Raw genomic sequence first — 15,035 nt, 5'->3', positions numbered from 1 at the left:
TGCAGCGCTGCATCTGATTGCGATTCCCGTTCGTGGCGGATCGCCACCTACCCCCGTGCGTTACCGCGTGCAACCCGCACGATTGCGCGCTTTGCAAGGGCAGGCCAGGCGCGTGGCTGCCAGGGGTCCAGGCAGTCCAGCCGATAGCGTGGCCGGTCGTCCTCCATCCAGTCCTTCTTGTAGGCATCGTCGCCTGTCCCGAAATCCACCAGCGCGACCCCGTCATTGTCGATGACATGCTGCAACAATGCCGCCGTGAGAGTAGTGCCGGCCGACAGGGGATTGGCTGCCTTCACATGAGCCAGCTTGTGAATATAGGCGATGCCGTTCTCCACCGTCCAGAACTGCGCCGCGACAGGCTGTTCGCTTTGATAGGCGGTCGCCATCCTGAGCCTGCCGGCCCGGCCTTCCGCTTCTGCAAATTCCTTGAGCATGACAGGATCGCCCTCCGCGGGCTTCCAGCTATCGGCGTAGATGGTTTCGTAGCTGTCCCATACATCCTGCGAGAATCGCGTGATTATTTCGGTCCGGACCTTCTTGCCCTTGCGCTGCAGGGTCGATCGCATCCGGCCGGGCCTGTCAGCCCAATATTCCGCGAAGCTGCGATCGCCCAAACGCAGGATATGGTTGTGGTCGCATAGTGACATATACACCTGCCATCCAGCTTTCCGGAAGGCCGCCGCGAGGCGCGATGCGGTCATATCCTCCTCCGGCAAGGGCCACAGGGTCAGCCGATAGGCATGCCGGCGCAGATCCCTTGCCAGGGCGGTGCAGAGCCTGTCGGCTCCGGCATCGCTTCTCCAGACCGGTCGCCAGGTGAAATTGTACCAGTTCCGCAGCGGTTCCAGCCGGCCACCATCTTTGCGCAAGGGAAGGGCGACCGTGGCGGCATCATCGGATGCTGTCGCAATAAAGGGCTTTCCGCCGCCTGCAGGTCGATGCTTCTCAAGCAGGTAGAGCCATTCCAGCCTGTCGAAAGGAGATGTGCCGTCATGCCCAGCCCCTTGCAAGACCTTAACAGTCTCGTGATAGCTGGTCGAAATCAAGTCACGTTCCCTTTCTTCCGAATTTTCCGTTTGCCGGAGCATCCATGCCGTCTGTCCCTTATCCTAAGCCGGAGCAACTCTGCCGCCCCATCGACCATCTGGCGGAGTGCGGGACAGGCGACGCTCCGGCGTTGGTGCTTCGTGACGGCACGCTTAGCTATCGTGAATTAAGAGAGCGTGTAGCAAGGCTCGCAGCCTTTCTGTCGAAGCATGTCGATACGGCGGGCGCGCGGGTCGCCACCTGGGCGGCGAAGGGGGAACTGGCCTGCCTGATGCCATTGGCGACAGCGCGGGCGGGGCTGGTGCATGTGCCGGTCAATCCGCTCCTCAAACCGCTGCAGGTCGGCTATATCCTCAGGGATTGCGGCGCCTCCATGCTGCTGGGTACATCGGCGCGGGTGGACAGCCTGAGCGCTGACGACCTCCCCGATGATTGCATCGTCATGTCCGAACAGGATGCGATTGCCCAAGCCTATGCAGCGGATGGCCAGCGCGAATTCTCGACAGCCTCGCCGGATGAACTTGCGGCAATCCTGTACACCAGCGGGTCCACCGGGCAGCCCAAGGGCGTGATGCTGAGCCATGAAAACATGTGGCTGGGTGCCGTAAGCGTGGCACACTATCTCGGCATGGCGGCCGACGATCGCACCCTGGCCGTACTGCCGCTCAGCTTCGATTACGGACAGAACCAGCTGTTTTCCACATGGATTGCAGGTGGCTGTGTCGTTCCCCTCGATTATCTCCTGCCTCGAGACGTCGTGAAGGCCTGTTCCCGTCATTCGATCACGACGCTTGCCGCGGTGCCGCCGCTATGGATGCAGCTTGCGGAACTGGAGTGGCCTGACGATGTGGCAGGAACGATGCGCCGGATCACCAACAGCGGGGGTGCCCTGACCAAAGAACTGGTGAGAAGATTGCGTAGCAAACTACCGGGAACCAGGCTTTTTCCGATGTATGGACTGACAGAAGCCTTTCGCTCTACCTATCTCGATCCTGATCTGGTCGACCGCCATCCAACCTCGATGGGCAGGCCGATCCCGCATGCGGAAATTCTCGTGATCGATGGCGCGGGCAACGAAACTGCCGTCGATGAGGAAGGCGAGTTGGTGCATTGCGGCCCCCTGGTCGCGCAGGGTTACTGGCAGGATGCGGTGCGCACCGCCGAACGCTTCAGACCTGCACCGAAGGGCAGCCGCTATGGCGGCACCGCGGTATGGTCGGGCGACAGGGTGCGGCGCGACGCGGATGGTCTGCTGCATTTCGTCGGGCGCCGTGACGCCATGATCAAGAGCGCAGGTAATCGCATCAGTCCGCAAGAGATCGAGGATGCCGCCATGGCGACAGGTCTGGTTCGCGATGCGGTAGCACTCGGCGTCGAGGATGCGCGCCTTGGGCAGGCGGTGCATCTCGCCGCGCGCGCCGCCGGGCCGCGCGATGTTGCGGAGCGTGAATTGCCAGCCCGCCTGGCAAAGATGCTGCCGAATTTCATGCAACCGCGCATGATCCACTGGCGTGACGATTTCCCGATCAATCCCAATGGCAAGCTGGACCGGCCCGCGATCAGGCAGGACATTCTGCAGGAGTTGACGAATTGAAACCACTTGGTCCCATACCGCCGTTCTACCAGGCCATGGGGGGCGAACTGTCCTTTGATGGACGCCGGGTGCAAGAGTTCGTCGAAAAGGCTGGCCGCACGCCGATCTTCATCTATTCCAGAGCAGCTATCTTGCAGCGCATCGCGCATCTTCGGCAGGTTCTGCCAGAAGATGTCCAGATCAATTACGCTGTAAAAGCAAACCCATATCGCCCAATACTCGAAATGATGTCAGAAGAGGTCGACGGGTTCGACATCGCTTCCGGAGGAGAGCTGGCGCTGGCCCTGCAGGCCGGCATCGATGCCCGCCGCGTCAGTTTCGCCGGGCCGGGCAAGCGCGATGCCGAACTGGAGGCCGCGATCACCGCCGGCGTCACGCTCAACCTCGAGAGCGAAGGCGAGGCGCGCCGCGCGCTTGCCATGGGGCAGACCCTCGCCATCCGGCCCCGGCTCGCCATTCGGGTCAATCCCGATTTCGAGCTCAAGGGTTCCGGCATGAAGATGGGCGGGGGAGCCAAACCCTTCGGCGTCGATGCTGAAAGAGTGCCGGCGCTCGCCCGCACCATCATCGGACAGGGTGCCGAATGGCGGGGCCTGCATATCTTTACCGGCAGCCAGTCGCTCGATGCCGGCGCCATCATCGAGGCGCAGGATAATGTGCTGTCTCTCGCTGGCGAGTTGACGGACGCGATCGGAACGCCGCTGCCGAAGCTCAACCTGGGTGGCGGTTTCGGCATCCCCTATTTCCATGGCGACGAAGCGCTGGATATGGAGCGGATCGGTGCAGCCCTGTCAGCACGGATGGCCGTGTCCTCGGACGCATTCTCCGACACTGAGTTCTGTGTGGAACTGGGCCGGTATCTGGTGGGGGAAGCGGGTGTTTACGTGACCCGGATCGTGGACCGCAAGATCAGCCATGGCCAGATCTATCTCGTCACCGATGGCGGGTTGCATCACCAACTGGCCGCTTCGGGCAATTTCGGCACGGTCGTGCGCCGCAATTATCCGCTCGCCCTCGTCAAGGCGTTCGACGCCGAACCGACGGAGGTCGCCAATGTCGTCGGATGTCTTTGCACCCCGCTCGACCGCCTGGCGGACAAGGCGCATCTTCCCCATGCCGATGTGGGCGATCTCGTGGCCGTGTTCTGCGCCGGGGCCTATGGGGCAAGTGCCAGCCCCACCGCATTTCTTGGGCAGGGACCGGCAGCAGAAATGCTGGTCTGAAATGCGCCATCGATGCGTCCCATTTCAGGACTGCACCGCGATTGCGACGCTTCGCCAATCAGCCCTAACGGTATATTCACCTTTTCTGGCGATGACGGAATGAGCCAGAGCAATTCAGGACCATTGGCCCGCGAAATCCCTCGCGTATCCACCGGTTCCTACCTCAGATGATCAGGATTTTCTCCGATGCCGCAGTTTCGTTTGCTGTCTCTCCTTTCTGCCATTCTCGGCCTTCTGGCCCTGGCCGGCTGCGCGCAGGGCAGCGGACAGCAATTGCCGCCCGCCGATTTCGTTGCGCTGCAGGAGGGGCCGAGCCAGGATTACGTCATCGGCCCGCTCGATGAACTGACGATCCACGTCTGGCGCAATCCGGAACTGGGTGCGGAAGATATCCAGGTGCGTCCTGACGGGCGCATCACCATTCCGCTGGTCACCGACATGGTTGCCGTGGGCAAGACTCCTTCGATGCTGCAGGACGACATCCGCCTGCAATTGGCGAAATATATCGAGGAACCCATCGTCTCGGTCATCGTGAACAAATTCGCCGGTACGTTCAGCCAGCAGATCCGAATCGTCGGCGCTACGGAACAGCCCGCATCCATTCCCTATCGGGCCAATATGACGGTGCTCGACGCGATGATCGCGGTGGGCGGCCTGTCCGAATTCGCGGCGGGCAACCGGGCGAAGCTGATCCGGTTCGACAAGCAGACCGGCAGTCAGGCAGAATATGATCTCAGACTGGGCGATCTGCTGAAGAAGGGCGACAGTTCCGCCAATGTCATGCTGCGGCCCGGTGATGTCATCATCATCCCCGAAAGCATGTTCTGAACAAGGGCCTGCAACGATGAACGAAGTGCTCGGTCAGGCGCGCGTCGCCCTGCATACGGTATGGAACCGTCGCTGGCTCGCGCTCGCAATAGCCTGGGGCGTATGCCTGCTGGGCTGGCTGGTCGTGGCGACCATTCCGAATTCCTATCAGTCCAGCGCGCGCATCTCGGTGCAGCTGGACGACGTGTTGTCGGAACAAATCGGCATTTCGGGCAATACCGGCCGCGACATCCAGCGCGTGCGGCAATCGCTGACCAGCGCGGTCAATCTTGAGAAAGTCATTCGCTCCACCCGGATTGGTGAGGACATCGCGACTCAGCGCGAGATGGAAGCGGCGATCGCCAGGCTGGCGGAAAACATCACGGTCGTGAACCGCGAGGAAAGCCTGTTCGAACTGATGGCGACCATCGGCCGATCCGAATTGAGCGATGCCGAAAACGCTGCATTGGCGCAGGACGTGGTGCAGAAGCTGATCGACATTTTCCGCGAGAACAATTATGCCGGAAATCGCGGCGAAGTGGCCGAAACCATCGCTTTCCTCGATCAGCAGCTTGCCGCCCGGGCGACCGAGCTCGAGGCGGCAGAGTTGCAGCGCACGACCTTCGAGGCGCGGAATCCCGAATTGATCGGCGGCGCCATGGCGATCTCTTCACGTCTTCAGTCTTCACGCAGCGAAATGCGCGGCATCAATGCCGATCTGGCTGCGGCGCAGAGCGCGCTGGCCGCCATCAACGGGCAGCTTGCCGGCACCCCGCGCACGCTGGTGACGCCCGGCACCATCGGCGGCGCACGTGCGGCGCTGATCCAGGCGCAGTCGCAGCTCGCCGGGCTGCAGGCTCGCGGTCTGACCGACCAGCATCCCGACATCGTGGCGCAAAAACGCCAGATCGCCTTGCTGGAGCGTCAGGCTGCGAATGAGGGCACAGGCGCCACCGGTTCGCCGAACCCGGCCTACAGCTCGCTCCTGTCCATCCAGGCAGAAAGGTCGGCCAATGTGCAGGCGCTGCTTGCGCGCAAGGCTGCCATGCAGGCCGAAATCGCAAATGTCGCAGCCGATCAGGTTTCGGAACCCGGCCTCGCTGCAGAAGCCAATCGTATCAGCCGCGATTACGAGGTGCTGAAAACCAATTACGATGAACTGCTGAAGGACCGCGAGGAGATGCGGCTGCGCGGCCAGGTCGAAAATGCGCGGTCCAGCTTTCAGTTCGACGTGATCGATCCGCCGACCCGGCCCCGCGTGCCTGCCGCCCCGAACCGGCCCTTGCTGCTGCTGGGCGTGTTGATCGCGGGCATCGGTGCAGGGGTGGGCACGGTGCTGCTGCTGGCGCAGATTCGGTCCACCTTTGCGACTGCGGGCAGTCTGGAACGTGCGCTGGACCTGCCGGTAATCGGCACCATATCCACCAGCCTGACCCGCACCGCGCGCCTGCGGCGGGCGAAACGCCTGCGGATGTTCGTTGCGGGCAGCGCGGCGCTGTTCGGTATGTTCGTCGTGCTGCTGGCCGCGGAATTCGTCCAGCGCGGCATGGTGGCTTGAGGGGATTGTCATGACCGAGCACAGGAACATTCCGTTACCCTCCTCCGAGGATGCGCCGAACGGGAAGGCTGCAGAACGTGCCGGTGATCCTTCGTTCGGGAAGGATCAGGAAACGCGCCGGCCTGCCGGTGCCTCGCTGTTCGAACGGGCCAGCGGACAATTCGGCCTCGATCCGTTCAAGCCCGCCGCACCCCGGCGCAGCCTTGCCGATCTGCCGACTGCCACGCCAAAACGCGCTCGCCGTGCTGCGCCGAAGGTCGTCGCGCGCACTCCTGCGGCTGTTTCTGCGCAGGTTTCCACGATCCGGCCCCAGCGGGATTTCGCGGCAGCACCCGCCGAGCCGACCGGCGAACCGGTCCGGTTTCCGGCGCAGGTGCAGCATGTAGATCGCCAGCATCTGGCCGAGCAGGGTTTCATCGAACCGGGCGGCGAGGCAAGCACGCTGCTGGAAGAGTTCCGCATAGCCAAGCGGCAGTTGCTTTCGAGTGCCCGCGCGCTTGGCACCGATCGGTCCCGCATCGTGCTCGTGACATCTCCCTTACCGGGCGAGGGCAAGACCTTCTGCAGCGTAAATCTGGCCATCGCCATGGCAGCCGAACGAAACGCGGAGATCCTGTTGATCGATGGCGACGTCGCCAAACCCTCGATCAGCAGATCGTTCGGCTTCGAAGCGGGCAGGGGACTGATGGACGCTCTGGCCGACCCTGAGGTGAGGGTGGAAGATCTGGTCATTCGCACCGACATAGACGGCCTGTTCGTCCTTCCGGCCGGCTCTGCGGGCCTGGATGAAACCGATCTTCTCGCCAGCGATCGGATGGCGCTGACATTCGGCAGGCTTACTGAAAACGCGGCCAACCGCATGATTATCGTCGATTCTCCGCCGACGCTCGCCGCCTCGCCTGCGGCGGAATTCGCCAAGCATGCCGGGCAGACGGTCCTCGTCGCACGGGCTGACCGGACGGGCCGCAACGCGCTGGAGGACGCCTGTCATCTGCTGTCGGCCTGCGCAGATATCAAGCTGCTGCTGAACGGAGCGGATTTCAGCCCCAGCGGCCGCCGTTTCGGAACGTATCATGCGGACATGGACTGAACAGATGACGCCGCTGCGCGCCTTTATGTCTCTGGCTCTGCCGCTCGGCCTCGCGGGCGCCCTGGCGGTGCCTGCACTGGCGCAGGACGGCCTGGGCCAGCCATATTCAGGAGAGGCGCGCAGCGATGAACATCGGGAGCGCGGCTCGGGCCGTGTGGAGGTGCAACCTTACATCGAAATATCGCAGATCATCCTTGCGGAAATCTCTCCGGGCGATGATGTCGTCACCTATACGCAGCTCGCCGCCGGGGTGGACGCGGCGGTCAACGGGCGCAACAATGGTGGATCGGTGTCGCTTCGCTATGCCCGCAACATTGCCTATGAGGACAATGCTGCAGACAGCGACATCCTGAGCGGTATCGCGCGCGGTTATGCGACCATTGTGCCCGATACGCTGACGATCGAGGGCGGCGCGCTTGCCTCCCGCACGCGCCTGAACGGCGGTGGCGCGTCCCTGTTGACGAACGATGCCTCCAGCCGGGTCTATACCGCCTATGCCGGGCCGAATTTGCGGACCGAGGCTGGCGACGTCCAGATCGAGGGAAATTACCGCGTGGGTTACACGCGCATCGAGCAGGAAGCGGATATCGGCCTGCCCGGTACTGTCCGCCAGGTGGATCTGTTCGACGAAAGCGTCGTGCAGACCGCGGCGATCCGCGCCGCAACCCGGCCCGGCGAACCCCTGCCGGTGGGCGTCGCGCTGGGCGCGGGCTTCACGCAGGAGGATATCTCCAATTTCGATCAACGCGTGCGCGATATTTACGCCCGCGCAGATGTCACCGTGCCGCTCTCGCCGACGCTCGCCCTCCTCGGCGGTATCGGCTATGAAGATGTGGAGATTTCCGGCCGAACCGCATTGCTCGACGATGCAGGCGTCCCAATCATCGGCAATGACGGTCGCGTGCTTGTCGATACGGGCGCGCGGCGCCGGATCGCCTATGACACCGATGGCCTGATCTGGGATGTCGGGGTGTTGTGGCGGCCGAGCACGCGCACCACCCTGGAAGCGCATCTTGGCAGGCGGTATGATTCCACCACCTATTATGGCAGCTTCGCATGGGCGCCCGATACCCGCAGCAATCTCAGCGTCTCAGTCTATGACACGGTCACGGGCTTTGGCGGACAGTTGAACCGCGCGCTTGCCGCATTGCCGACGAATTTCGCCGCCAATCGCAATCCGCTGACCGGCGACATCACCGGCTGTGTCGCCGGGCAGGACGGCAGCAGCTGTCTTTCGGGCGCGTTCGGATCGATCCGCGCGGCAACTTTCCGCAACCGGGGTGTCGCCGCCAGCTATTCGCGCCAGATCGGCCGAAGCACGGCCGGCATCGGCGCGGGATACGACCGGCGCAGCTTCTTCGGTGTGCCCGGCACGGTCCTGGCCGCTGCCGATGGCACGGTGGATGAAAACTTCTATCTGACCGCATTCGCCGACCGGCGGCTCGGCCCGCGCAGCAGCGTTTCACTCAATGCCTATGCCCAATGGTTCGAAAGTGAAGGAAGCGCTGCTGGCACCATCGCGGGCGACGGCACTATCCTGGGGGCATCGGCCGCTTACCGGCGTTCTATCAGGGCCGGTCTGTCCGCCCGGGCTGCCGTCGCTATCGATCGTCTCGACAGCGACTTTGCCGGGCAGGATCTGACCACCGCATCCGCGCTGCTCGGCCTGCGCTACGATTTCTGACGGGGACAATACGATGTTCGACGATTTCTATGCACTGACGGGTCGCCCGTTCCAGCTCACTCCGGACCCGCAGTTCTATTTCGAAAGCGGAACGCACCGAAAGGCGCTGTCCTACCTCGGCTACGGATTGGCGCAGGGCGAAGGGTTCATCGTCATCACCGGTGAGGTGGGGGCGGGCAAATCGACGCTGGTCGCTCATCTGATGCAGAAGATCGACCCCGACCAGATGAGCGTCGGGCAGGTCGTGACAAGCGCCCTCGATGCCGAGGAAATGGTGCATGTCGCGGCGCAGAGCTTCGGCCTCGACGTGGAGGGGCATGACAAGGCGGCGGCACTCGGCGCCATCGAGAGCTTCCTGCACGAGGAAGCGCGCGCGGGCCGCCGCTGCCTGCTGGTGGTGGATGAATCGCAGAACCTGTCTGTCGAGGCGCTCGAAGAATTGCGGATGCTGTCGAATTTCCAGCTCGGCGCGCAGCCCCTGCTGCAGACGTTGCTGCTGGGCCAACCCGAATTCCGGCAGGTTCTGGCCAATCACGAGGGGCTGGAGCAATTGCGCCAGCGGGTAATCGCATCGCACCATCTGGATGCGATGGAGGCTGGCGAACTGGAACCCTACATCCGGCATCGGCTGGAATGCGTCGGCTGGGACGGCAATCCGGCTTTCGACCAGCGTGTCTTCACCCGGCTGCACGAGGCAAGCGGCGGTATTCCGCGCAAGGTCAACCAGATCATGACCCGGCTTTTGCTGCTGGGCGCGGTCGAACAGCGCACCCGGATCGACTGCGGCATGCTCACCGCCGTACTGGCCGAAATGGAGAGCGACAGCACCTTTTCCGCCGGGGTTTCCGGCGCTACGACCGGGCTGCGGCCGGCGCCGGTCTCCAAACCTGTCAAGCACATGGTGGCGACCGACCCGCTGGATCTGCCGGCAGGCGAAGCAGGCGGTGCCGCAGGATCCGATACCGCCGAAGTGAGTTCGAACCTTGGCACGCTGCTGGGCGAGCGGGATGCCCGCATTGCGGAGATGCAGCACATGATTGCGCAGATGGAGCGGCAATTGGCCGGATTTGCCTCCGGCCACGATAACAGGGACGATAAGGCTCGTTTCGCACATCGCCTGGACGAAATGGAGGCGCGGCTGGACGAGCAGGAGCGCAGCATCCGCCATACGCTGACGATGCTGATCGAATGGATCGAGGGCGACGGTTCGCCCCGTATCGCGGCCTGAACGGCCGCGCCCGAACCTCACAGGAGCAATTGCATGGAGGCGCCGAACCGCGCGAAAGCGACCAGCCGGCAAATCGTCAACGGCCTGTCGGTCGATGTCGAGGACTGGTTTCAGGTCGGCGCCTTCGAAAACGTCATTCGGCGAACCGATTGGGACAGCCTCGCGCTGAGAGTGGAGGACAATGTCGCGCGCATCCTCGACCTGTTCGCCGCTGCCGACGTGACCGCCACCTTCTTCACCCTCGGCTGGGTGGCGAAGCGCAATCCTGCGCTGATGCGCCGCATCGTGGAGGCGGGGCACGAGATTGCCAGCCATGGTTATGACCATGCGCGCGTCTTCAAACTCACGCGGGCGGAATTCGCCGAGGATATCACCACCGCACGCAAGATCCTGGAGGATGCGGCAGGGGTCCGCATCACCGGCTATCGCGCGCCCAGCTTCTCGATCGATGGCAGGACGCCCTGGGCCTATATGGAACTTGCGGAGCAGGGTTATGCCTATTCCAGCAGTGTCGCGCCGGTCGCGCATGACCATTATGGCTGGAAGGAAGCGCCGCGCTTCGCGTTCAAGCCGCTGCCATGGTCCGATCTGGTGGAGATCCCCGTCACCACCGCGATGTTCGGCGGAAAGCGATTGGCGGCGGGTGGCGGCGGGTTCTTCCGGGTTCTGCCTTATGCATTCTCCCGCTGGGCAATAAGGCAGGTCAATCGCACCGACGAACGGCCGGCGGTGTTCTACTTCCACCCTTGGGAAATTGATTCACGGCAGCCGCGCGTCGGCAATGCGCCGATCCGGTCGAAGCTGCGTCATTATACCAATCTTGACAAGATGGCGGCGAAGCTGGGCGATCTGGTGCATGAATTCGCCTGGGGTCGCATGGATATGCTGGCGCACAGGGAAGCGCAGAATCCTGTCGAGATGAGCACCGAAATCGCCGCGTGAATGCGCCTGTCGCCTCGTTTGCCGCTGACGCTTTGAATGCGGGCGTGATTTGCAGCATCCTGAACTGCAGCGATGCCGCAGCCGCCTCTGCCGTCGATGCTTTCGTAACAAAGCAAGGGGGAACGCCCTTCCATCGCCCCCGCTGGTTACGTGCCGTGGAACGCGGCACGGGGCAGCGCGCGATCGGCCTTGTAGCCACGCGGGGCGGCGACATCGCGGGCTGGCTGCCGCTGACGGAGATACATTCCCCCCTTTTCGGGCGCGCGCTGGTGTCGAGCGGCTTCGCTGTCGGTGGCGGAGTTCTGGCCGAAGACCGGTGGGTCGCCGAAGTCCTCTGCCGCCATGTACAGGAAATCGCGCGGCGCCAATCCTGCGACAGCATCGAATTGCGCGGCGGCTTCGCGCCCGATGGCTGGCGGGTGACAAGCGACAGCCATAGCGGCTTCGTGGGTGAGCTTGCCTCAAACGACGATGAACAATTGAAAGCCATTCCGCGCAAGCAGAGAGCCGAGGTGCGGAAAAGCCTGCAGATCGATTTCGACATTCACACCGGGCGGTCGGAAGATGATCGCGCAATGCATTATGCGGTCTATGCGGAAAGCGTTCGCAACCTGGGCACGCCGGTGTTTCCGCGCTCCTTATTCGATGCGGTGCTGGATGAGTTTGCGGACAGTTCCGACATTCTGACGACAAGCCTGGGCGGAAAGCCTGTGTCCAGTGTGCTGTCCCTCTACGATGGCGGTGCCGTGATGCCATATTGGGGCGGCGGAAGGCACGAGGCCAGGTCGCTGCGCGCGAATGAACGCATGTATTACGAACTGATGCTGCATGCCCGGCGAAAGGGCTGCACGCGCTTCGATTTCGGCCGGTCCAAGACAGGCAGCGGGCCTTGGCGTTACAAGAAGAACTGGGGGTTCACTCCCGAACCGCTCACCTATGCCAGCTGGACCGCGCCGGGCCGGACCCCGCGCGATGCGGATCCGACCAGCGCGGCCTATGCCCGCAAGATCGCCCTGTGGAAACGCCTGCCGCTTGGAATAGCGAACCGCATCGGTCCCTTCATCGCCCGCGGGCTCGGCTGATGGGAGACATATTGTTCCTCGCCCATCGCATACCCTTTCCGCCCGACAGGGGCGACAAGATCAGATCGCACCACCTGCTGCTGAAACTGGCCGAGCTGGCCCCGGTACACGTCGGGTGCTTTGCCGAAAGCAAGATCGATTTCGGCCATGACGAGGCCTTGCAAGCTATCGCCGCCAGCCAATTCATAGCGCGCCGTGCCACCGGGCTGGCGATGCCGGGCCTGCGTGCGCTCGGCTCGGGCAGGCCCATCAGCCTTACGGCTTTCGATCAGGCTGCCATGCACGATTGGGTGCGCCGCACTCTGGCAGAGCGGGACATCGACTGCATCTTCATCTTTTCCGGCCAGATGGGGCAATATGTCCCGGCGGATTTCGCCGGCAGGGTCGTCGTCGACCTGTGCGATGTGGATTCCGCCAAATTCGCCTCATATGCTCAAAGCGCAGATTCAGCGAAAGCATGGCTCTACGCCCGCGAAAGCAGGCTTCTGGCGCAAGAGGAAGCGCGGCTGGCGGCCAGAGCCAATCGTACCCTGCTGGTGAGCGACGCGGAAGCCGGGCTTTTCCGGTCACGCCTGCCCGCCAGTGCCGGGCGATCGGTTGCGGTGCTGCGGAACGGTATCGACACGCAGTTCTTCGATCCAGCCACTTGCCAGCCTCATCCCGATCTTGCGCGGACGAGGGGTCCGCATATCGTGTTTACCGGCCAAATGGATTATCCGCCGAATGTCGAGGCCTGCGAAAGGATGGCAGACTGCATCCTGCCGCTGGTTCGGCGGACGCTGCCGGACGCCACCTTTCACATTGTCGGACGCGCACCGGTCGAGCGACTGATCCGCCGTGTCGGCCAGCCGGGCGTTCGCGTCTGGGGCGAAGTTCCCGACGTGCGGCCGTATCTCGCCGCGAGCGACGTGGTGGTTGCGCCTTTGACAATCGCGCGAGGGGTCCAGAACAAGGTGCTCGAAGCCATGGCGATGGCCCGGCCGGTGGTGCTTTCCGCAGAAGCGGCGACGGGCATCGATGCTATCAATGGGGTGCATTGGCAGATCGGCCATTCGGATGCGGCCCTGGCCGATCATATCTGTGCCATCGCGCATGAACCCGCATCCGCCGCCACCATGGGCAGGGCCGCGCGCGATTTCGTCACCGAACACCAGAACTGGGATGCCATGCTGCGCCCCCTTGCAGAGATAGTCGGCATTGCCAGCCGGAGCGGGTGCCGCGATGCCGCCTGAGATCTTCGCGCGCGCGTCAGGAACAAGGGCTGGCATGCTTCCCGCGGCATGGCGCGCGCCGCTTGCGACGCTGGCGGCGGTGTGGCTGGCGGTGTTCCTCGTCACCTGGCGCGAATGGCTGGCCATGTTCGGGCAATGGTGGAATTCGTCCACTTACAACCACATCCTGTTCGTGCCCCTGATCCTCGCCTGGCTGGTGTGGCATCGACGCGAGGAATTGCTGAAACTTCCGCCCGAGCCATGGTGGCCGGGCCTGTTCCCCTTTGCCGGTGCATTGTTCGTGTGGCTGGTGGGAAGCGTCTCGGGCTTCGATCTTTTCGCGCAATCGGGTGCAGTCGGCGCCCTCATCATCGGCGTGATGGTGATACTCGGCCCGCGTATCGCGGCGGGGCTGGCCCTGCCGCTGGGATATATGCTGTTCCTGATACCGTTCGGCGACGAACTGGTACCCGCGCTTCAGATGGTGACCGCCGAAATCGTCATCTGGCTGACCGAAGCCAGCGGCATACCGGCCGAAATCGAGGGTGTGTTCATCGATACGCCGGTCGGTCTGTTCGAGGTTGCGGAGGCCTGTTCCGGCGTGAAATTTCTCGTTGCCATGACGGCACTCGGCGTCCTGGTGGCCGCCACCTGCTTTCGTCGCTGGCGCAGCCGGCTGCTGTTCATGGCCGTTGCCCTCTCCCTGCCGATCGTCGCCAACGGGATCAGGGCCTGGGCAACGATCTACATAGCCCAGTCGCAGGGCATCGCCTTTGCCGAAGGGTTCGACCATATCTTCTACGGCTGGGTATTCTTCGCCATCATCATGTTCCTGCTGCTGGCGATCGCCTGGCGCTGGGCGGAGCGTCATCCCGACGATGCCGCGATCGATCCGGAGCATATCATGGAATCGCAGACGCTTGCCCGAATGGCCGAATACCGCATCTCGCTCCGCGCCGCCTTGCTCGGTTCACTGGTGGTAGTGCTTGCCTTCGTGGGCTGGAACCTTGCCGCTTTGCGGGTGGAGGCCGCCCTGCCGGACCAGGTTTATCTGCCCGGTGTGAAGGGGTGGCAAGCTGCCCGAACGCCGCAGGGCCTTGCGTGGCAGCCGCGCGCGGGCGGGGCAGACCACCGCCTGCTCGGGCGCTATGCCAATGTGCAAGGGCAGGCGGTGGACGTGTCGCTGGCAATTTACGCGAAGCAGACCGACAAGGCCGATGCCGCGGCATTCGGCGAAGGAGCCTTGCCGCCCGACACGCCCTGGCGCTGGGTTGGGCAAGGGGAGGGAACCGGTACCTATGGATCGGAAAATCTGTTCGCACTCGGTCGTTACCGGCGGCTGGCGCAGACCAGCTATTACCGTGAGCCCTTGCTGACCGGCAGCGCATTGCGGTTGAAACTGGCCACCATGCGCGACCGTCTCCTGCTGCGGCCCAACCCGACTGCAACGCTGATCCTGTCGGCAGAGGAACGGCAGGGCAGACCGGCAGCCGAATTGCTGGCCGATTTCCGGCGCGCCATCGGCAGCGAAGGTGCGTGGATGGACGGCATCCTGCAAAGCCGTTAGGC

12 protein-coding genes are annotated in these 15,035 nt (G+C 63.4%); 11 read left to right on the top strand and 1 reads right to left on the bottom strand.

Annotation, left to right across the window (positions count from 1 at the left end; translation table 11 throughout):
• Window positions 1–47 precede the first annotated feature (47 nt).
• Window positions 48–1,046 carry a GNAT family N-acetyltransferase gene (locus tag HG250_RS10740; protein WP_240957072.1) on the bottom strand — a complete coding sequence of 333 codons (999 nt, stop codon included), beginning with the start codon at window positions 1,044–1,046 and terminating at the stop codon, window positions 48–50.
• A gap of 44 nt (window positions 1,047–1,090) precedes the next feature.
• On the opposite strand from HG250_RS10740, the gene HG250_RS10735 reads away from it, so the two are divergent.
• The 11 genes from HG250_RS10735 to xrtA all read left to right on the top strand — a co-directional run bounded on the left by HG250_RS10735 (window position 1,091) and on the right by xrtA (window position 15,033).
• The gene (locus HG250_RS10735) at window positions 1,091–2,641 is read left to right on the top strand and encodes an acyl-CoA ligase (AMP-forming), exosortase A system-associated (protein ID WP_170005312.1); all 1,551 of its coding nucleotides are present in this window, start codon (window positions 1,091–1,093) and stop codon (window positions 2,639–2,641) included.
• Window positions 2,638–3,864 (top strand): pyridoxal-dependent decarboxylase, exosortase A system-associated, encoded by a 1,227-nt coding sequence (locus tag HG250_RS10730; RefSeq protein WP_170005311.1) that lies wholly within the window; start codon window positions 2,638–2,640, stop codon window positions 3,862–3,864. The genes HG250_RS10735 and HG250_RS10730 overlap by 4 nt, the downstream gene beginning before the upstream one ends.
• 186 nt (window positions 3,865–4,050) lie before the next feature.
• Entirely contained in the window at window positions 4,051–4,692 is a 642-nt protein-coding gene (locus HG250_RS10725) for an XrtA/PEP-CTERM system exopolysaccharide export protein (protein ID WP_170005310.1), read from the top strand.
• A gap of 16 nt (window positions 4,693–4,708) precedes the next feature.
• The gene (locus tag HG250_RS10720; RefSeq protein ID WP_170005309.1) at window positions 4,709–6,229 is read left to right on the top strand and encodes an XrtA system polysaccharide chain length determinant; all 1,521 of its coding nucleotides are present in this window, start codon (window positions 4,709–4,711) and stop codon (window positions 6,227–6,229) included.
• A gap of 10 nt (window positions 6,230–6,239) precedes the next feature.
• Entirely contained in the window at window positions 6,240–7,319 is a 1,080-nt protein-coding gene (locus tag HG250_RS10715) for an AAA family ATPase (RefSeq protein ID WP_170005308.1), read from the top strand.
• Window positions 7,303–9,003 carry a preprotein translocase subunit YajC gene (locus HG250_RS10710; protein WP_240957071.1) on the top strand — a complete coding sequence of 567 codons (1,701 nt, stop codon included), beginning with the start codon at window positions 7,303–7,305 and terminating at the stop codon, window positions 9,001–9,003. The genes HG250_RS10715 and HG250_RS10710 overlap by 17 nt, the downstream gene beginning before the upstream one ends.
• A gap of 13 nt (window positions 9,004–9,016) precedes the next feature.
• Window positions 9,017–10,231, top strand: coding sequence for an XrtA/PEP-CTERM system-associated ATPase (locus HG250_RS10705; RefSeq protein ID WP_170005307.1), 1,215 nt, complete (start codon window positions 9,017–9,019; stop codon window positions 10,229–10,231).
• 33 nt (window positions 10,232–10,264) lie between these two features.
• The gene (locus tag HG250_RS10700; RefSeq protein WP_170005306.1) at window positions 10,265–11,173 is read left to right on the top strand and encodes an XrtA system polysaccharide deacetylase; all 909 of its coding nucleotides are present in this window, start codon (window positions 10,265–10,267) and stop codon (window positions 11,171–11,173) included.
• On the top strand, window positions 11,170–12,255 hold the full coding sequence (locus tag HG250_RS10695; RefSeq protein WP_420821328.1) for a FemAB family XrtA/PEP-CTERM system-associated protein: 1,086 nt from the start codon (window positions 11,170–11,172) through the stop codon (window positions 12,253–12,255). The genes HG250_RS10700 and HG250_RS10695 overlap by 4 nt, the downstream gene beginning before the upstream one ends.
• Window positions 12,255–13,487, top strand: coding sequence for a TIGR03087 family PEP-CTERM/XrtA system glycosyltransferase (locus tag HG250_RS10690; protein WP_170005305.1), 1,233 nt, complete (start codon window positions 12,255–12,257; stop codon window positions 13,485–13,487). The genes HG250_RS10695 and HG250_RS10690 overlap by 1 nt, the downstream gene beginning before the upstream one ends.
• A 34-nt stretch (window positions 13,488–13,521) precedes the next feature.
• Window positions 13,522–15,033, top strand: coding sequence for an exosortase A (gene xrtA / locus HG250_RS10685; protein WP_240957070.1), 1,512 nt, complete (start codon window positions 13,522–13,524; stop codon window positions 15,031–15,033).
• Window positions 15,034–15,035 lie beyond the last annotated feature (2 nt).

Source organism: Pseudopontixanthobacter vadosimaris, from assembly GCF_012979275.1.
GTDB classification, from domain to species: domain Bacteria; phylum Pseudomonadota; class Alphaproteobacteria; order Sphingomonadales; family Sphingomonadaceae; genus Pseudopontixanthobacter; species Pseudopontixanthobacter vadosimaris.
This window is presented reverse-complemented; position numbering and strand designations above follow the sequence as displayed.